Raw genomic sequence first — 19,395 nt, 5'->3', positions numbered from 1 at the left:
ATTATTTTCCTTCCTCTAACGGCTGTAGTATAGAAATCGGTAATGCTTCCTCATATTTGTCTCCACCTAAACGATATCCCCAAGCAAATTTACCTTTTAAGTACTCTACTTGAAAAAACATACCAGGATCACCACTAATTCGATACATTTCACCAGGTTTTATAGAATTTACATCTGTTAGAAATGACTGAGCCATCATTGCTTTTCGTTCATATACTGCATACTCATTCACAATGCCTAGTTGCTCAGCCTTTCTTGCCTTTTCCTTGAGGCTAGCAATTTCAGTTCTAAGCTCTTGCTCCGTCATCTGACTATATTTTTTATTGCTCATTTTGTACTTCCAGCTCCTTATTTTCTATATACATATCTATGTGCTCTGACGGGAATCCTTTTATATAAAGGGCCTGTTTAACACGATTTCTCAGGTCAAATCCACTATATTTTGCAGAATACTTTCTCCAAATCTTTTCTCCTTGTGCAGCAATTATTTCAAGCCATTCGTCTTCCTTTTTCTCTAAATCAAAAGATTCGATTGCCTGAGAAATGATGCTAAAGTTATACCCTTTTCTTTGAAGATTTTCCTGGACCTTTTGTTTAATTTGGCGCGGAGTCTTATTTTGGTTTTGATGAATAATTTTTTCTGTTAGTGTTTTAGCAATAGAAACTTGCTCCTCCTCCGAGTAGGTGGCAAGCACTTCCTCTTGGAGCTCTTTCTCTATCCCTTTTTTCTTCAGCTCCTGGCGAATTGCCGCAGGACCTTTTTTACTGCTATTCTTTTGAGTTTCTACCAAAGCCTTCGTAAAGCTAGCATCATTCAAAAATCCATGCTCATATAACTTTCGAATCGCCTCTAAAATTACCGCTTCTCCAAACTCGCTCTGCAGTAATTTTTGTTTGACCTCATGCTCACTTCTCATTCGAAAGCTTAAATAATTGATCGCTTTATTATATGCTTTTCTTACTTCATCATCAAAAACAATTTCATCTAGAGTAAAGGCTTCTATTACCTTCCCCTTCGTTAGCTGGTATTTTATAAGTACTGCTTCGTCCACACTAAAGGCATACTTTTCATCCAAATATAGATTATACCGTTCATTATTTTTTTTTTGACGTCCTATTTTTGTAATAACCGGCATTTTGTTAATCTCTCCATTCGCTTTCCTTAATTATAACGTAAAAATTAATATGTGATAAATGATTGAACTGGTATTATTGTGTTAAGAGGAGGCTGATTTCGATGAGAGTAGCAATTACTGGTGGAACTGGTTTTGTAGGAAGGGCTTTGACTGAGCTACTGCAGCAAAAGGGACATGAGGCTATTATTTTATCACGGTCGAGCTCGCACTCAGCAAGCAATGTTACTTATATTAACTGGCTTACAAATGATTCTAAACCTGAGGAATATTTAGAAGGTATTGATGCAATAGTAAATCTTGCTGGAGAATCTATAAATAACGGTAGATGGACAGAAAAGCAAAAAGCAAAAATTTATGCTAGTAGGATGGAAGCAACTGATGAAGTCATACGTATTATACAAGCATTAAAGCAAAAACCCGAAGTTTTAATCAATGCAAGTGCTATTGGAATTTATCCAGCTTCCAACACGGAAATTTATGATGAACAATCAACACAACGGGGTAATGATATTCTAGCCAAAACAGTTGCAGATTGGGAGCAAAAAGCATTAATTGCAGAGCAGCTTGGAGTCCGCGTAGCTTTAGGTAGATTTGGGATTATATTAGATAGAAAAGAAGGAGCACTTCCCTTAATGGCATTACCTTATAAAATGTTTGTAGGTGGTCCAATAGGAAAGGGAGATAATTGGATGTCATGGGTTCATATTCAGGATGTTGCTAGTTCCCTGTTATTCGCTATTGAAAATAATATTCAAGGACCTTTTAATATAGTTGCACCAGATCCTCGCAGGATGAATGAATTTAGTAAAACATTGGCTAAAGTATTAAATAAACCTTATTACTTCCCAGTACCGGCATTTGCTTTGAAATTAGTGCTTGGTGAAAAAAGTCAGCTTGTCTTAGAAGGACAAAAAGTAGTTCCAGACGTATTAATAGCTAATGGCTTTTCCTTTAAATATCCCGAACTTACGAGCGCATTGATCAATATATATAGTCAGTAATCGAGCCATTTTCCACAGGTGATGGTTTATTTCTCACCCTACGAAAAAGCGTCCGACTGGTGCGGAAATCAATTCTACTTTCTAATGTAAAGATTTATTATCAACCCTACCCTTTAACATAACCTTTTCTTAAAAAGGAATTATGAAATTGATTCATATAGTAAAACTAACCAACGAGTAAAAATGAATAAATATCAAACCCAGGTGCAATCTACTTTTAAGTTGATTGCATTTTTTTATGCAAATATATATTAAAAAGGAGCAAAAATCATGTGGAAGCATCATGTAATAGGAATTATTATAGCAGCCTTTATTATAAGCCTTGGCTTTTCCTATGAGCCATTTACGGCGGAAGCAAAAGAAATTCACTGGGGATTTAAAAAAGCCAGAGATGAAATTCCACCAGAGGCCGGAGCAGAACTCGACGCGTTATTAGAAAAGCACGGAGCCATTTATAAAGGACCAGCTAACAAAAAGGTTATTTACCTGACGTTTGATAATGGTTATGAAAACGGCTATACCGAGAGCATTTTAGATACATTAAAGAAAGAGAACATTAGCGCTACCTTCTTTTTAACTGGTCATTACCTCGAAAGTGCCACACCACTAGTAAAACGGATGATCGAAGACGGACATCAAATAGGTAACCACTCGTATGGACATCCAAACCTAGCTAAACTGTCAAAGGATGAAATAAAAAAAGAACTACAGAAATTTGATAATCGCCTAAAGGAGCTTACCTCTTTAGAAAGAACAACTGTCACTCGACCACCTGAAGGAATCTTTGATGAGGAAGTATTAGAAGCTGCAAACGAAATTGGTCACCAGCACTTTTTTTGGTCCATCGCTTTTATCGACTGGCATCGAGATCAGAAAAAGGGCGGACAATATGCATATAACGAGCTAATAACACAGATCCATCCTGGGGCAATTATCCTCATGCACACTGTCTCCCCAGACAATGCAGAGGGACTTCCATCATTTATCAAGGAAGCGAAAAAACGAGGCTATACATTTGGAAAGATTAACGATCTTAACTTATCCAAGCTTCAAATACCTGATTATTCTCTTCCTCAGTAAATTCCTTTATAATAGATAGAATGTAACTTGGTGCCAGTTTCTTTTAAAAACTGGCACCTTTAGCTTGCAATGATGCCTATAAAAAAGTTATACTGTTTTATTGGTTGATAAAGGACGTGAAGGAAATGACAGAAAAAACAGCAATACAGGCGGGACAAGAATTTCCACTTACTATAAAAAGATTAGGCATTAATGGAGAAGGTGTCGGGTTCTTTAAACGAAATGTAATATTTGTTAAAGGAGCACTTCCTGGAGAAGTAGTTACAGCACAGGTAACTACCGTAAATCCAAAATATGCAGAGGCAACAATTAAAAAAATTCGTCAGGCTTCTCCTGATAGAGTAAAACCACCATGCCCCGTTTATGATGCATGTGGAGGTTGCCAGCTTCAGCATATGACTTATGAGCGAGAGCTTATTGAAAAAAGGGATATAGTAATTCAATCCCTTGAGCGCTATCTGAAAGACCTTGCCACCACAATCGAAGTAAGACCTACTCTTGGGATGGAGAATCCATGGCTATATCGAAATAAGAGCCAGTTCCAAACTAGACAGCTAGGTAATGATGTAATTGCAGGTCTATATGCAGAGGGCTCTAACAAGCTTATCGATATTAACGAATGTATGGTACAGCACCCTGTCACCACTCGAATTACTAATGAAATAAAAGCTTATTTGAAAGAGCTTAATATACCAATATATGATGAAAAAAATCCTCAAGGTATTGTCCGTACAATTGTTGTGCGTACAGGAATTAAAACAGGGCAAATCCAGGTGACTTTAGTAACGACACAAAAGAAAATGCCAAATAAAGAAAACCTTGTACAAATGATTCGTAAAATCGATTCTAATATCGTATCCATTAGCCAAAATATTAATCCAGGAAAAACATCCTTAATATTTGGTGATACAACCTTTAACTTGTTCGGTAAAGAAATCATCCATGAAAAACTTGGAGAATTAGCTTTTGACCTATCCGCTCGTGCTTTTTTCCAATTAAATCCGGAACAAACAGAGCATCTCTACGATGAAATTGAGAAGGCTGCCAAGTTAACTGGTGAGGAAACCGTAGTGGATGCATATTGCGGCGTTGGGACGATCGGGCTTTGGTTAGCTAAAAATGCTAAAGAGGTTCGTGGTATGGATATTATCGAGGAATCTGTTAAGGATGCCAAGAAAAATGCTAAACGCAACGGCTACCATAATACAAAGTATGTTCATGGAACTGCAAAGAAATGGTTAAAGCAATGGCAAAGTGAAGGTTTTGTACCGGACGTACTGACAGTAGATCCTCCTAGAACTGGTTTAGACCAGGAACTACTGAAAACAGTTTTAGAGATAAAACCGAAACGCTTTGTCTATACTTCCTGTAACCCATCTACACTTGCAAAGGATCTACAGGAGTTAACAAAGCTTTACGAAGTAAAATATATGCAGCCAGTGGATATGTTCCCACAAACATCGCATATAGAGGTAGTTACGCTGCTAACACTAAAATAATAACTAAATTGAAAAGGATCCGGGAATCTGAATGATTTTCGGATTTTCTTCTAATCGTTTATCTCCTTCTGATGAAGGCTATTACATAATAGTAAATATATACGCAATACAATGCTTGAGGAGGATGTTTTAATGGAAAACAACGATATATTGATACGTTTGAGATATGCACTAGATATTAAAAACAAAGAAATGGTAGAAATCTTTAAACTAGGTGGAGTAGAAATTTCCAAAGAGGATGTCCTAAAGCTTTTAACTAAATCTAAGGATAACTATGAAAACGACTATGAAGAAGAGGCTGAAGAAAACGACAATCAGCTCAAATGTAACAATAAAATGTTAGAATCTTTTTTAAATGGACTCATCACATTCAAAAGAGGACCACAGGAGTCGAAGCCTGGACAGCCAGCCGCTCCGCCCTCCACATCTGGAAGCACTGAAAGTGTCAATAACATGCTTCTCAAAAAAGTAAAAATAGCACTGGCTTTAACAAGCGAGGATATGATTGATATTTTGGAAGAAGCCAGGGTAGCAATAACAAAAAGTGAGTTAAGTGCCATCCTTCGAAAAGAAGGCCATCGCAACTATAAGGAATGCGGCGACAAATTCGCTCGGAATTTCTTAAAAGGATTAGCAATCAAATATAGAGGGTAACAAATAAACTAATCATAGAAAGGCAAGAATGGTGTTAATCCACGTTCTTGCCTTTCAATACGTATTAGAATAATTTATTTCCCTTCCATCATCTTTAGAGATTTACTTAAATCAGAGTTTTAATTTTCAACATCTTACTTCCAGTTCTTTCTATGAAATTTATGAATAAATATACATAATTTATTCATAAAAATTTAGTATAAAGATGATTTATCTGTTATATTACATCTTAATAAAATCCAATAGAATATAAATAAAGTTGTTATATACCAATCAATTTTGGTAAATAAATGTACCTTAACCAACTGTATATTTTCAATTTTAAAAAGAAACTTTTAATTTCAAATGTGAATAAAAATTGAAGTTTCATCTTGCTTTCTTTTTTTAATTGGTGCATGATTTGATTATTGCTACGACGTCTGACGTCTAGCAGATCGCACTATAAAAATTTGGGGGTAAGAATATGATTTATGCTAATCCTAATACTGCTGGTGCAGTAGTTGATTTTAAAGATCGTTATGAAAACTTTATCGGTGGAGAATGGGTAGCTCCAGTTAATGGAGAATACTTTGATGTAGTTTCACCACTTACAGGTAAAGTGTTTACTCAAGCTGCTCGTTCTACTGAAGCAGATATCGAGCTTGCTTTAGATGCTGCTCACGCTGCTAAAGGTGCTTGGGCTCAAACATCTGTTGCATACCGTGCAATTATTTTAAACAAAATTGCTGATCGTATGGAACAAAATCTAGAAAAAATTGCTGTTGCTGAAACTTGGGACAATGGTAAAGCTGTTCGTGAAACATTGAATGCAGATATCCCACTAGCAATTGACCACTTCCGTTATTTTGCAGGAGCAATCCGTGCTCAAGAAGGTGGAATTAGCCAGATCGATAACGATACTGTAGCATACCACTTCCATGAGCCAATCGGTGTAGTTGGACAAATTATTCCTTGGAACTTCCCATTATTAATGGCTGTTTGGAAAATCGCTCCAGCTTTAGCTGCTGGTAATACAATCGTTATGAAGCCTGCTGAACAAACTCCTGCTTCATTAATGGTTCTTTTAGAGCTTATTCAAGATATTTTACCAAAAGGCGTCCTAAACGTTGTAAACGGTTTCGGTGCAGAAGTTGGGAAACCACTTGCGACAAACCCACGTATTCAAAAAGTAGCATTCACTGGTTCAACTGGCGTTGGTCGCTTAATCATGCAATATGCTACTGAAAACATTATTCCTGTAACATTAGAGCTTGGTGGTAAATCACCTAACGTATTCTTCGAGGACGTTATGGATGCAGACGATGAGTTCTTAGACAAAGCAATTGAAGGTCTTGTACTATTCGCTCTAAACTCTGGTGAAATTTGTACTTGTCCATCTCGTGCACTTGTTCAAGAATCAATCTATGAAAAATTCATGGAGCGTGCATTAGAACGCATCAAAGCCATTAAAATTGGTAACCCACTTGATACAGAAGTTATGATGGGTGCTCAAGCTTCTAACCAACAGTTACAAAAAATCCTTTCTTATATCGAAATCGGTAAAGAAGAAGGCGCTGAATTGTTAATCGGTGGAACACAAAATAAACTTGAAGGTGACCACGATGGCGGTTACTATGTTGCTCCTACAGTATTCAAAGGAAACAACAAAATGCGTATTTTCCAAGAAGAAATCTTTGGACCAGTACTTTCTGTTACAACATTCAAAGACTTTGACGAAGCAATGGAAATTGCTAACGACTCTGAATTTGGTTTAGGAGCTGGTGTTTGGTCTCGTAACATTGACATTGCTTACCGTGCAGGTCGTGCAATCCAAGCAGGTCGCGTTTGGACAAACACTTATCACCAATACCCAGCACATGCTGCATTTGGCGGATTCAAACAATCAGGTATCGGTCGCGAAAATCACTTAATGATGCTTGAGCATTACCAACAAACAAAATGTATGTTAGTAAGCTACAATAAATCTGCAATGGGCTTCTTCTAAGAAGTTAGAAAAGAGATGACAGAATGGTAGAACGCATCGTAGCAACAGATAAAGCGCTTGAGCTAATTCAAGAGCTTGAGGCAAAGCATGGGGCAATTATGTTCGTACAGTCTGCTGGCTGCTGCGATGGTTCTGCTCCAATGTGCTATAAGCAAGGTGACTTCTATATCGGAAGTCGTGACTTGCTTCTTGGAACACTTGGAAATGCACCATATTATATGCATCAGTCCCACTATAATTATTGGCAGCATACACAGCTAATATTAGATGTAGTTGATGGAATGGGAGCTGCCTTTTCTCTTGAAAGTACAGAAGGTATTTCATTTCATATTCATTCTCGTGTATTTACAGATAAGGAAAGAGCAGAGTTATCTCCGCTTTAACTAATTTATGGATAAAAAGAGCTATCTTTTTATCCATTTTTTTTATATCTCTTGCATATATAATACATTTTCACTTTCTTCTTTGATTTTTTTGTTATAATACCATTAGGTAATTGTAATATTTCAGATAGTAAATAGAGTTGGTTTTTATAAACCAACTCTATTTATTTATCCATCACATTTCACTTTATACTTGTGAAATGTTATAGAATAGCTTAATTAAAGCAATCTATATACGAAGTTTACATAACAAGCGTTACCGATTTTTAGGAGGAATTAATAATGGGTTTCTTTGAAAGTATGTTACAGGATGTGAATAATGCCTTATATTCTTACGTCTTGATCGTACTCTTGGTAGGAGTAGGAGTATTTTTTACAGTAAAAACTAGATTTATTCAAATTAGATTAATACCAGAAATGTTCCGTGTTGTTTCGGAAAAAGCGACGATAGATAGTACCGGAAAAAAAGGAGTTTCCTCCTTTCAGGCCTTTACAATATCCGCTGCCTCTCGCATTGGGACTGGTAACATAGCTGGGGTTGCAACTGCTATTGCACTTGGCGGCCCTGGAGCGATATTTTGGATGTGGATGATCGCTATTATCGGAGGAGCATCTTCTTTAATTGAAAGCACTTTAGCGCAAGTGTATAAAGTTAAAGATGGGAGAATGTATCGCGGTGGTCCAGCCTATTACATGGAAAAAGGCTTAAACAAGCGGTGGATGGGAATTCTCTTTGCAGTAGTTATCTCCCTCACCTATGGATTTGTATTTAACGCAGTACAAGCCAATACAATTACTATTGCATTTGAAGAAAGCTTTGGTTCAAGTCGAGTAGTAGTTGGCGTTATTTTATCTATTATTACTGCTGTCATTGTTTTTGGTGGTCTCAAACGAATAGTTAGCGTCACACAAATATTAGTACCAGTTATGGCAATAGCTTATATTGCAGTTGCTCTTCTTGTAGTATTTTTGAATATTAGTGAGCTACCAAATGTATTCATCCTTATATTCAAATCTGCCTTTGGCTTCGAAGAGGCTTTTGCTGGTATGGTCGGGGCTGCTATCATGAATGGGATTAAGCGAGGGTTATTCTCAAATGAAGCTGGGATGGGTTCTGCACCAAACGCAGCAGCCACTGCATCTGTATCTCACCCTGTAAAACAAGGGCTTATTCAAACACTCGGTGTATTTATTGATACAATAATCGTTTGTACATCAACAGCTGCGATTGTTTTAATGAGTGATGCTTACCTTCATTCAGAAGCTGCTTCGGTCAACCTGACACAAGTTTCTTTAGTTGATAATCTAGGTGGCTGGGCAAGTACATTTTTAGCTATAGCTATATTCATGTTTGCCTTCAGCTCAGTAATAGGGAATTACTACTACGGGGAAACGAACATCGGTTTTATTAAGGAATCTAAAACTATGCTGCTTATTTTCCGTGTGCTAGTAGTGGCTTTCGTTATGTTTGGTTCTGTTGCAAAGGTTCAGTTAGTTTGGGACTTAGCGGATCTCTTTATGGCTGTAATGGCTATCATTAACCTTTTAGCTATTCTAATGCTTTGGAAGATTGCTAAACGTGTTATTAATGATTATGTATTACAACGTAAAAAAGGTTTAGATCCTGTATTCTACAAGAAGAATGTTCCTGATATTGGAGAAGTAGAGTGCTGGGGCGATGAAGATAAAGATCGATAATATTTAAAACAAAAGGCGACGAAAACTTTACTGTTAGTAAAATTTTCGTCGCCTTCTTTTTTGTTTTATCTACATTAGTTGCTTTAGACTTCTATCTTTCTTTTATATGTGTTGCTATTTTTCAGAATTTATTATACAATAAAAATAGAATATACGTTCTCTTTTTGGAAAGGTAAGGTGATTACATTGGTTACTAGATGTGGATGGGTTGTTGGAAAAGATCAGTTATACTTAGACTATCATGATAAGGAATGGGGCGTTCCTGTGTATGAGGATAGACTATTGTTTGAAATGCTATGCCTAGAAGGAGCTCAAGCTGGCTTAAGTTGGTGGACGATTTTGCAAAAACGAAATAATTATCGACAAGCATTTGATAATTTTGAGGCAGAGAAAATTATTCAATACGACGAGGATAAAATTCAATCTCTTCGGGAAGATAGTGGAATTGTCCGAAACCGGTTAAAAATCCTCAGTGTGTTAACCAATGCACATGCTTTTCTCAAAATCCAACAGGAGCATGGCTCTTTTTCTAATTACATTTGGAGCTTTGTAAATGATAAACCCATCATCAACCATTGGAGCTCAATAAGTGAAGTACCCGCTTTTACTGAGCTAAGTGATTCAATGAGTAAACGTCTGAAAAAGGATGGCTTTGTCTTTGTAGGTAGCAAAGTTTGTTATTCGTATATGCAGGCAGTGGGCATGATTAATGACCACACAATAGACTGCCACTGTTACCCCTCTATAGAAAAATCGAAAGTTTTATATAATAACTAGCTCGCGAAATATTTTTTCACGAGCCTATTTTCTTAATCCAGTTTGTTACGCTTCAAAGAATTCATTTGTGAGTCTTTCCATATATTCTGCCTCACTTTCTCCCCCACCTTGTTGATACTCTTCCATTAGTATAGGTGTCAGCTTGGACCATAGGACATCCATAATATAGATATCTCTATCAAAAATGTTATCTAATTCTTCTAAAGTCACTCCTATACTTTGAGCGTATAGCTTCTTTTCCTCAGGCACTACTTCTTTTACATTCTCATCAATAAAATTAGTCACCTCTGCTTGTGTAACCTCGACATTATATTTTTTCTTTGCTATTTCTATGGCTAGTAAATCTTCTTTTACATAGTACTGGGCGTATGCATCTAGCTCTTGTCTATTGTATTCTTGGTTGCCTAGCACACTCTCTACTTTTAAACGGAATGCCATTTTATCTGTATTGAAATAGTTAAATAGCTCACCTGATACCCCCTTATCCACTTCATTTTGAATAGAAAAGCCAGGGGATTCCTTTAAAACCTGTCCAATAGCTTGATCCAATTTGGTATAATCTAAAGCGGCAGTATCGTCTTCATCATCGTGGTCATGTCCATCGTGTTCATCATGATCATGATCTTCATGCCCCTCTTCAGCTTCATAAGCTTCTTTTGGACTAGCCTCTTCTTTCCCACACGCTACTAGTAAACTAATAAGCATTATTCCTAATAAAAACATAATTTTTTTATTCATTGATACCCTCCAATTCTAAAATTTTGTTCAAAAACAATAACCAAATAAATATATAGACAAATATGTCATCTTAATTCAACAATACTTTGAAGACTCATTAAAAATGATATCTTTTTTTATGTTCGTATTTTATTTTTAATTGTTTAAAGTTTTTTTTATATCCTCAAGGGTAATAACTAATTAGAAAGAAAAAAGTTATTAGGAGGAGATCAATTGAAGGCTGTAACATACCAAGGTGCAAAAGATGTTCAAGTAAAAGAAGTACCAGACGCAAAAATTGAAAAAAGTGATGATATTGTCGTGCGTATTACTACTACAGCTATTTGCGGGTCCGATTTACATATTTACAGAGGTGCAGTGCCAGCTCGTAAGGATTATGTAATTGGTCACGAACCAATGGGAATAGTTGAAGAAGTTGGCCCCTCTGTTACAAAAGTTAAAAAGGGTGACCGAGTTGTAATTCCTTTTAACATCTCCTGTGGAGAATGTTTTTATTGTCAAAACGAAATGGAAAGTCAGTGTGACAATTCCAATGAAAATCCGGCAATAGATTCAGGAGCATACTTTGGATTTACAGAACGATACGGTGACTATCCTGGAGGTCAAGCTGAGTATTTACGTGTACCATACGGAAATTATTTACCTTTCAAAATACCTGAGACTTGTGAGCTAGAGGATGAATCATTATTATTCCTCTCAGATGTTCTACCTACAGCTTATTGGAGCGTAGAGCACTCAGGTATGAAAGAAGGCGATACGGTAGCTGTTTTAGGATCTGGACCTATTGGATTAATGGTACAGAAGTTTGCATGGATGAAAGGTGCTAAGCGTGTTATTGCTGTCGATCATTTACCATATCGTTTGAATCATGCAGTAAAGATGAATAAAGTGGAAGCATATAACTTTGAAGAATATGATCACATGGGAAAATATATTCGAGAAATCACAAATGGTGGTGTAGATGTTGTAATCGACTGTGTAGGCATGGACGGTAAAATGTCTACTTTAGAAAAAGTTGGGCAAAAACTAAAACTCCAAGGTGGTACTTTAAGTGCCCTTGACATTGGAATTGATGCTGTACGTAAATTTGGTACGATCCAATTAACCGGTGTGTATGGATCGAATTACAATATGTTCCCTCTTGGAAATATTTTCGAGCGAAATATTAATATTAAAACAGGACAAGCGCCTGTAGTACACTATATGCCAAAGATATATGAAATGATTACAAAAGGTGACGTTGACCCTACACAGATCATTACACATAGCGTTCCACTTGAGCAGGCTAGTGAAGCATATAAAATATTCCATGACCATGAGGAAGAAAGCATTAAATTTGTTTTAAAGCCATAAAGACTAACCCCTAAAAATAAAAAGCTCTAATGATTTTACAACTGTAAAATTTAGAGCTTTTTTGTATTTATCTTTAAACCTGATTTCATTAACTAATATTTTTACAACTCATCTGCAATACCTAATAAAGCAATTCCGACAATCACTACGATAATTACAGCATATTGTTTTTTCGTTAGCTTCTCTTTCAAAAAGATTCTGGAAAGTAACACAGAAAAAATGCTATAGGATGCAATAATTGGAGCTGCAATAATGGCATTTGAGGACATTGCAAATACATAGAAGAATTGACCAATAGTTTCTAAAATAGCAGCACTTGTCTTATCTCTTTCTTTAAAGATGTTGAATGGGACTTTTTTGACCGCTTTAAGATAAACAAAAGCTACCACAGCGCAGATGAAAAATGTAAACTCATAAGCAAGTAGTGCTGCATCCTCTCCAATGAGACTAAGCTCATCCAAATAAACTGCATCTGCAAACGTTCCAAGCCCATCAATCAATGCATATAAAATAGGGAAAATAATAGCCATGAATCCAATTGTATATTTAGTATCGATCGTCTTAGGATTAGCTTGAAGTACTTGTTTTTCCAGCTGTTTTTCAAAGACTGCCAAGCCAATTACCCCTAGAGTAATTATAATAATAGCCATGATTTCTAATGCACTTAATGAATGAGTAAAGAAAATAAATAAAAGGATTGTTGTAATAGCTCCTGATGAATTTTGAACTGGAGAAGCTATTGATAGTTCTAAATATCTCAATCCTATATATCCGATTGCCATTGATAGTATGTAAAGTGCGGAAACTGGTAAATATAATACCATGTCCATTGGGTCAAATTGAATACCTTTTAATAGCATATACACTATCCCGTGAATCCCCATAACTAAACCTACCATAACAACTATTTTAAGATGACTAAATTTATCTCTAGGGTCTGTTCCCTTTTTATAAAATAAGTCTGCTCCTCCCCATGCTAAGGCAGTTATAAGAGCAAATATAAACCACATAAGTCTTTCTCCTCTTCTATAAATAATATGTAAATGAAGCTTTACAATTATAATAAACGAGACTCGAATGTCAATACCCTAGAAATAAGTAAGAATACAAAATAAATTCGACCACCATAGCTCAGTTAGAGTCATAGTGGTCGAATTCATTTTTTGTAATTGGTTATACTATGGTAGGACGATTAGATTTTGTAAAAAATATCACGATTGCCAAAGACCCTAAAAGGATAGATATTAGCAATAAAAAGCTTACTCCCTCAAATAGCTGAATGAACAATCCACCAAAGAAAGGACCTGAAAGACTACCTAAGCTAAAAAATATACCACATATTAAGTTTCCTGTTGGTAAAAGCTCTTTTGGGGTTAAATCTGTCATATATGCGATACCAAGTGAAAAAGTAGATCCTACAAACATTCCTGCTATGAAGAAAAATGTCCCAACACCTATTGCAGATGCTTCAAAAAAGCTTGCTAACCCAAATGTTAGGGCACCTAACCCAAGCATACTATATAAGACCTGCCTTCTTCCTAGGCGATCACTTAACATACCAAGTGGCAATTGTGACACTACTCCACCAATAGAGAAAGCAGCTAAAATATAGGATAAATCACTAATTTCAATAGAGTTACGAAGTGCGTACACAGGATATATCGCATTTAGAGATGATTCTAAGAAGCCATAGCTAAAGGGTGGGATAAATGCTATCCATGCTACTGAAAAGGCAGCTCCAAACCTTTTCCATGTGCCTGTCATTGAAGACGTAGCAGCAAATGTTTCTGGCTTTTCATTTTTGAGGAAAAATACAAGAACCCATGCACACAAACATAAAAGTCCAGAAACGATAAAAGGAAGTCCTTCAAAAATTTCTACGAGTTGGACAAACAAAGGACCAACTGCAAAACCAACTCCAAATGATAAGCCATAAATGGCTATATTTCTACCCAACCTGTGCTGTGGTGAAAAACTTGTAATCCATGTTTGGGTAGAGAAATGTAGAGCATGATCACCAATCCCTATTAATAAACGAAGTACAAACCAAAACATTACGCTCTTCCATAAAGGGAAAAGGAGAAGCGATACTATAACGATAAGCCCTCCTACTACAATCATAGGCTTGTACCCATATTTTCGTAATGGTGGCTCTATAAAAGGTGATATTAACAAAGTACCTATGTATAAACCTGTAGCACTTAATCCATTTAAAGTAGCGCTGACCCCATCCTGTTCAAAAATAACTGAGATCAGAGGCAAAAGCATTCCTTGGGAAAACCCTGATATAGAAACAATAATAACTAAAATCTTAAAACGTCTGCTCTCCATAGCTGTAAATTGTTGCATAAGATAACCTCTTCACTATTTAATTTCAATCCAGGTTATCATAACAAAATTTAGCTTTTCTATAAACAACAAAAGGCCCAGTCAATATCGTTTAAGATTGACTGAGCCTTTATATATTACTTATATCCTTGTGAGTATTCATAACTGCATTTGCGGCTAGTTTGCCGGTGAAATGTCTGAACCGCCTCCTTCAAATGGTTGATTGGTTTTCGACTCTTCACTACGGCCTCCTTTCGTATAACTTAATGTTACTTTATCATATAAACTGAATAGTGTAAATATTTTAAATACATTAATTAATAAAATAACTCTTTTTACCTATCTTTTAATGTCATCTTGTTATATTCTTATCTTATAAAGTGAGGTGTTTTTCTGTGGGCAATCAAATATCAAATTCAGAACAACAAGTATCTTATTTAAAAGACCGACTTCAAATGTTTTTAGAAGTACTTGATTCTATTGAACCTGAGACGACTAATTTAGAAGATATAGACAGACTTATTCAAATGATGGATGACTTAGAACTAAAAATGGAACAATTTAAAGACTCTAAGGAGTAGTATTTAAAGGCATCGGAAAATTATATTTCTGATGCCTTTTATACGGCTCTTTTTTTCATTCTTGTAAAATAGTATACTTGTTAATGTTTGTAACTACATATAAAGGGGCATAACTAAATGCAATTGAAACAATTAGAAAAGAGTATTTATGATTTGATTACCGAAACTTCTACTAACTTACCTAAGGATGTTAGAAGAGCCATTCAAAAAGCAAAAGCTGCTGAAAATGAAGGCACACGTGCGGCCATGAGTTTAGATACAATTACAAATAATATTCAAATGGCAGATGAAAACATTTCACCTATTTGCCAGGACACTGGATTACCTACATTCAAGGTAAAAACTCCAGTCGGGGTAAACCAACTAGAAATTAAGGAAGCAATTAAACGAGCAATCGTTGCTGCCACGAAAGACGCTAAGCTTCGCCCTAACTCTGTTGACTCTTTAACTGGGAAAAATAGCGGTGACAACTTAGGAGAAGGCGTTCCCGTAGTGAAATTTGAACAATGGGAAAAAGATTACATAGAAATGAAGCTGATCCTCAAGGGTGGCGGATGTGAAAACAAAAATATACAATATAGCCTGCCTACTGAATTAGAAGGACTTGGACGTGCAGGGAGAGACTTAGATGGAATACGTAAATGTATTCTACATTCAGTGTACCAAGCTCAAGGTCAAGGCTGCTCAGCCGGCTTTATAGGGGTAGGAATAGGTGGGGACCGTTCATCAGGATATGATTTAGCAAAGGAACAGTTATTCCGCTCAGTAGACGATATAAATTCAAATGAAGATTTAGCAAAACTAGAAGCTTATATCGTAGAAAAAGCAAATACATTAGGAATTGGAACAATGGGCTTTGGTGGGGAGGCAACGCTACTAGGTTGTAAGATTGGTGTCATGCACCGTATTCCTGCAAGCTTCTATGTATCAGTAGCATACAATTGCTGGGCTTATCGCCGTATGGCCATTAATATTGATCCTTCTACTGGAGATATTACAGAATGGCATTACCAAGATGGGGAAAAAATTGAGTTTAAAGATGAAGCTCAAAATGAAACACCAAATAGAGTTGTTGAGCTTTCTGCTCCTATTACAGAAGAACAAATTCGCTCTCTTCAAGTAGGCGATGTTGTTTCTATCACTGGACGTATGTATACAGGGCGTGATGCTATCCACCATCATTTAATGAGCCATGATGCACCTGTAGATCTTGATGGTCAAATTATTTATCATTGTGGACCAGTAATGCAGAAGGATGAGGCTGGAAAATGGCATGTTCGTGCTGCAGGCCCTACAACTTCCATACGAGAAGAGCCATATCAAGGTGACATTATGAAAAAGTTTGGTATACGCGCAGTTATAGGTAAAGGTGGAATGGGACCTAAAACATTAGCTGCACTTCACGAACATGGTGGTGTTTATCTAAACGCAATTGGCGGAGCTGCCCAATACTATGCAGACTGCATTAAAGATGTAGAAGGTGTCGATCTGATGGAATTTGGAATTCCTGAAGCAATGTGGCATTTACGTGTAGAAAACTTCACTGCTGTTGTTACAATGGACTCTCACGGCAATAGTCTTCACGCTGATGTAGACAAATCCTCATTAGAGAAATTAGCCTTGTACAAGGAGCCAGTATTCGCTTAAATCAAATGGTTGACAGTTAAATTTCTCTAGATTATAATCATTATAAAGTAATATTTAATTTAATCTACTGGGTTTTCCATAGTGAAAATCCAGTTTTACTCTATTTTAGAGAGAAATAATAATGAAAATCAATATCAAGAGGAGGATTTATATGTCTGCTATAGAAGAAAAAAATACATTTTTATCTAAAGTTATGCCCCATCTAGAACTAGTTGCAGCACTATTTTCTGGTCTTTTAATATTAATCGCATGGCTTATAGGCAACTCAGGTTCTGAAACAGCCTCCATCATCTTCTACCTGTTAGCTTTTGTAATTGGTGGATTTGCTAAGGCTAAAGAAGGTATCGAAGCGACAATAAAAGAAAAAGAATTAAATGTAGAAATGCTTATGATTTTTGCAGCGATAGGTTCATCCATCATCGGTTACTGGACCGAGGGAGCCATACTTATTTTCATATTTGCAGTAAGTGGAGCGTTGGAAACCTATACGATGAATAAAAGTCGAAAAGAGATTTCTTCGTTAATGGAGCTTCAGCCTGAAGAAGCCTGGAAGCTTCAACCTGACGGGAGTACTAAACGTGTTTCTATTAAAGATTTAACACTAGGTGACAAGCTCGTAGTCAAACCAGGAGAAAGAATTCCCGCAGACGGTATCGTTATTAACGGAATGACATCTGTTGATGAAGCCGCGATTAGCGGTGAGTCTCTACCACTTTCTAAGCAACCGAAAGACCCCTTATTTGCTGGTACAGTAAATTTAAGTGGTGCTATCACAATGGAAATGACTAAAACTAACGAAGATTCCTTGTTTCAAAAGATAATCGATCTTGTCCAAACAGCACAAGATGAAAAATCTCCAGCACAGCAGTTTATAGAACGCTTTGAAGGTACGTATGTAAAAGTAGTTTTAATCGCTGTGGCAGTTATGATGGTCCTCCCTCACTTCATACTTGGGTGGGATTGGACTACAACCTTTTATCGAGCTATGGTTTTATTGGTAGTTGCTTCCCCTTGCGCACTTGTTGCATCTATCATGCCGGCTACTTTAGCAGCTATTTCAAATGGAGCAAAAAGTGGGATATTGTTTAAAGGCGGTATGCATTTAGAAAATATTAGCGCAATGAAAGCCATTGCATTAGACAAGACTGGTACATTGACTCAAGGGAAGCCAGTAGTAACAGACTTCTTTGTAAGAGACGACTTAGATCGCAAGTCTACACTTACTACTCTTGCAACAATTGAAGCACAGTCCAATCATCCGCTTGCTCAAGCAATCTCAGCATTTGCATTGGCAGAAGGAATTACCCAGCTACCAATTATTCCGATAGAAGACAAACCAGGATTTGGACTAAAGGCCAATATTAATGGTGTTGAAATCTTAGTAGGTAAACCAGAATTCGTAAATAAAGCCGATGCATTTGCGTTCCAAGGAGGAGTTGCAGCAGCTCTAGCCGAAGAAGGAAAAACCATCATTTTCATGCGTGACGATAAAGGAATAGCGGCAGCAGCAGCGCTCAAGGATACAGTACGAGAAGAAGCCAAAGAAGCCATTAAGCTACTGCAATCCTTAGGTATAAAAACAGTGATGCTAACTGGTGATAACGAAAAAACAGCAAAGGTAATTGCAAAAGAAGCTGGAATCGACCAATATATTGCCGAGTGTCTTCCCGAAACAAAGGTCCTGCATATGAAAGAGCTCTTAGCAGAGCATGCATTCGTCGGCATGGTAGGGGACGGAATTAATGACGCTCCCGCCCTAGCAACTGCAACAACCGGCTTTGCCATGGGCGAAGGAACTGACGTAGCCTTAGAAACCGCCGATGTCATCCTAATGAAAAATGATTTAAGCAAAATAGCATATGCAGTAAAAATGTCTCGCAAAATGCAGCGAATCGTAAAACAAAATATTTTCTTCTCTATCGCAGTAATTGCCATACTGATTATCTCCAACTTCCTGCAAGTAGTAGATCTTCCTATGGGCGTTATTGGTCATGAAGGAAGCACCATTCTAGTAATTCTAAATGGATTGCGAATGTTAAACCGTAACATTTAAAGTAAAAAAAGTATCCGACCTTTCTAGGTTGGATACTTTTTTATTCGCTAGTGTTTGAAAAGCTTAGGATGTTAAGAAGTTATAGGGGTCCACCACATAAACACCTTCTGTGGGGAGAGATTTGGCTTTATGGGCGGCTTGTGGCTTTTTATAGGACACTTTCCGATTGTTTATGGACCACCTTCTACGCTTTATGGGACAGTTATGCTCCGCTTATGGGCGTGCCCCCTCTTTATGGGCGACTTGTGGCTTTTTATGGGACACCTCCTGGTGGTTTATGGGCGACTTTCTACGCTTTATGGGACAGTTATGCTCCTCTTATGGGCGAGCCCCCTCTTTATGGGCGACTTGTGGCTTTTTATGGGACACTTTCCGATTGTTTATGGGCGACTTTCTACGCTTTATGGGACAGTTATGCTCCTCTTATGGGCGTGCCCCCTCTTTATGGGCGACTTGTGGCTTTTTATGGGACACTTTCCGATT

General features: G+C 37.0%; 17 protein-coding genes. 12 read left to right on the top strand and 5 right to left on the bottom strand.

Annotation, left to right across the window (positions count from 1 at the left end):
• Position 1: 1 nt before the first annotated feature.
• Both MKX96_RS04535 and recX read right to left on the bottom strand, forming a co-directional pair.
• Positions 2-331: a YfhH family protein gene (locus MKX96_RS04535; protein WP_340882333.1), complete on the bottom strand. Its 330-nt coding sequence runs from the start codon at positions 329-331 to the stop codon at positions 2-4.
• Complete coding sequence (gene recX, locus MKX96_RS04530; RefSeq protein WP_340882331.1) at positions 321-1,136, bottom strand: recombination regulator RecX; 816 nt, start codon at positions 1,134-1,136, stop codon at positions 321-323. Before recX ends, MKX96_RS04535 begins: the two co-directional genes overlap by 11 nt.
• 101 nt (positions 1,137-1,237) lie before the next feature.
• Between recX and MKX96_RS04525 the strand changes: the two genes are divergently transcribed.
• The 8 genes from MKX96_RS04525 (at position 1,238) to MKX96_RS04490 (ending at position 10,212) form a co-directional block, all read left to right on the top strand.
• Complete coding sequence (locus tag MKX96_RS04525) at positions 1,238-2,137, top strand: TIGR01777 family oxidoreductase (protein ID WP_340882329.1); 900 nt, start codon at positions 1,238-1,240, stop codon at positions 2,135-2,137.
• A gap of 270 nt (positions 2,138-2,407) precedes the next feature.
• Complete coding sequence (locus MKX96_RS04520; RefSeq protein ID WP_340882328.1) at positions 2,408-3,217, top strand: polysaccharide deacetylase family protein; 810 nt, start codon at positions 2,408-2,410, stop codon at positions 3,215-3,217.
• Between the two features lie 125 nt (positions 3,218-3,342).
• Positions 3,343-4,716, top strand: coding sequence for a 23S rRNA (uracil(1939)-C(5))-methyltransferase RlmD (gene rlmD, locus MKX96_RS04515; RefSeq protein ID WP_340882325.1), 1,374 nt, complete (start codon positions 3,343-3,345; stop codon positions 4,714-4,716).
• Between the two features lie 132 nt (positions 4,717-4,848).
• On the top strand, positions 4,849-5,370 hold the full coding sequence (locus MKX96_RS04510) for a YehS family protein (protein WP_340882323.1): 522 nt from the start codon (positions 4,849-4,851) through the stop codon (positions 5,368-5,370).
• Positions 5,371-5,833: 463 nt separating this feature from the next.
• On the top strand, positions 5,834-7,354 hold the full coding sequence (gene exaC / locus MKX96_RS04505; protein WP_340882320.1) for an acetaldehyde dehydrogenase ExaC: 1,521 nt from the start codon (positions 5,834-5,836) through the stop codon (positions 7,352-7,354).
• A 23-nt stretch (positions 7,355-7,377) separates the two neighbouring features.
• Complete coding sequence (locus MKX96_RS04500) at positions 7,378-7,737, top strand: DUF779 domain-containing protein (protein ID WP_340882317.1); 360 nt, start codon at positions 7,378-7,380, stop codon at positions 7,735-7,737.
• A gap of 282 nt (positions 7,738-8,019) precedes the next feature.
• The gene (locus MKX96_RS04495) at positions 8,020-9,435 is read left to right on the top strand and encodes an alanine/glycine:cation symporter family protein (RefSeq protein WP_340882315.1); all 1,416 of its coding nucleotides are present in this window, start codon (positions 8,020-8,022) and stop codon (positions 9,433-9,435) included.
• Positions 9,436-9,621: 186 nt separating this feature from the next.
• On the top strand, positions 9,622-10,212 hold the full coding sequence (locus MKX96_RS04490; protein ID WP_445678208.1) for a DNA-3-methyladenine glycosylase I: 591 nt from the start codon (positions 9,622-9,624) through the stop codon (positions 10,210-10,212).
• A 45-nt stretch (positions 10,213-10,257) separates the two neighbouring features.
• Here the strand turns inward: MKX96_RS04490 and MKX96_RS04485 are convergent, their stop codons facing one another.
• Positions 10,258-10,950: a hypothetical protein gene (locus MKX96_RS04485; RefSeq protein WP_340882312.1), complete on the bottom strand. Its 693-nt coding sequence runs from the start codon at positions 10,948-10,950 to the stop codon at positions 10,258-10,260.
• Positions 10,951-11,163: 213 nt separating this feature from the next.
• Between MKX96_RS04485 and MKX96_RS04480 the strand changes: the two genes are divergently transcribed.
• Positions 11,164-12,303 (top strand): zinc-dependent alcohol dehydrogenase, encoded by a 1,140-nt coding sequence (locus tag MKX96_RS04480; RefSeq protein WP_340882311.1) that lies wholly within the window; start codon positions 11,164-11,166, stop codon positions 12,301-12,303.
• 101 nt (positions 12,304-12,404) lie between these two features.
• Here the strand turns inward: MKX96_RS04480 and MKX96_RS04475 are convergent, their stop codons facing one another.
• Positions 12,405-13,313, bottom strand: coding sequence for an EamA family transporter (locus MKX96_RS04475; protein WP_340882309.1), 909 nt, complete (start codon positions 13,311-13,313; stop codon positions 12,405-12,407).
• Between the two features lie 163 nt (positions 13,314-13,476).
• Complete coding sequence (locus MKX96_RS04470) at positions 13,477-14,652, bottom strand: MFS transporter (protein WP_340882308.1); 1,176 nt, start codon at positions 14,650-14,652, stop codon at positions 13,477-13,479.
• Positions 14,653-15,026: 374 nt separating this feature from the next.
• Between MKX96_RS04470 and MKX96_RS04465 the strand changes: the two genes are divergently transcribed.
• From MKX96_RS04465 to MKX96_RS04455, 3 genes are all read left to right on the top strand, one after another.
• Positions 15,027-15,212, top strand: a complete 186-nt coding sequence (locus tag MKX96_RS04465; protein WP_340882307.1) for an SE1561 family protein — start codon at positions 15,027-15,029, stop codon at positions 15,210-15,212.
• Between the two features lie 117 nt (positions 15,213-15,329).
• Complete coding sequence (locus MKX96_RS04460; RefSeq protein WP_340882304.1) at positions 15,330-16,859, top strand: fumarate hydratase; 1,530 nt, start codon at positions 15,330-15,332, stop codon at positions 16,857-16,859.
• A gap of 151 nt (positions 16,860-17,010) precedes the next feature.
• A complete protein-coding gene (locus MKX96_RS04455; protein WP_340882303.1) occupies positions 17,011-18,912 on the top strand; it encodes a heavy metal translocating P-type ATPase in 1,902 nt (633 codons plus the stop codon).
• The last annotated feature ends 483 nt before the right edge of the window (positions 18,913-19,395 follow it).

Source organism: Psychrobacillus sp. FSL W7-1493 (genome assembly GCF_038004905.1).
Taxonomy (GTDB): domain Bacteria; phylum Bacillota; class Bacilli; order Bacillales_A; family Planococcaceae; genus Psychrobacillus.
Note: the sequence above shows the minus strand (reverse complement) of the source record. Positions and strands in the feature narration are given on the sequence as shown.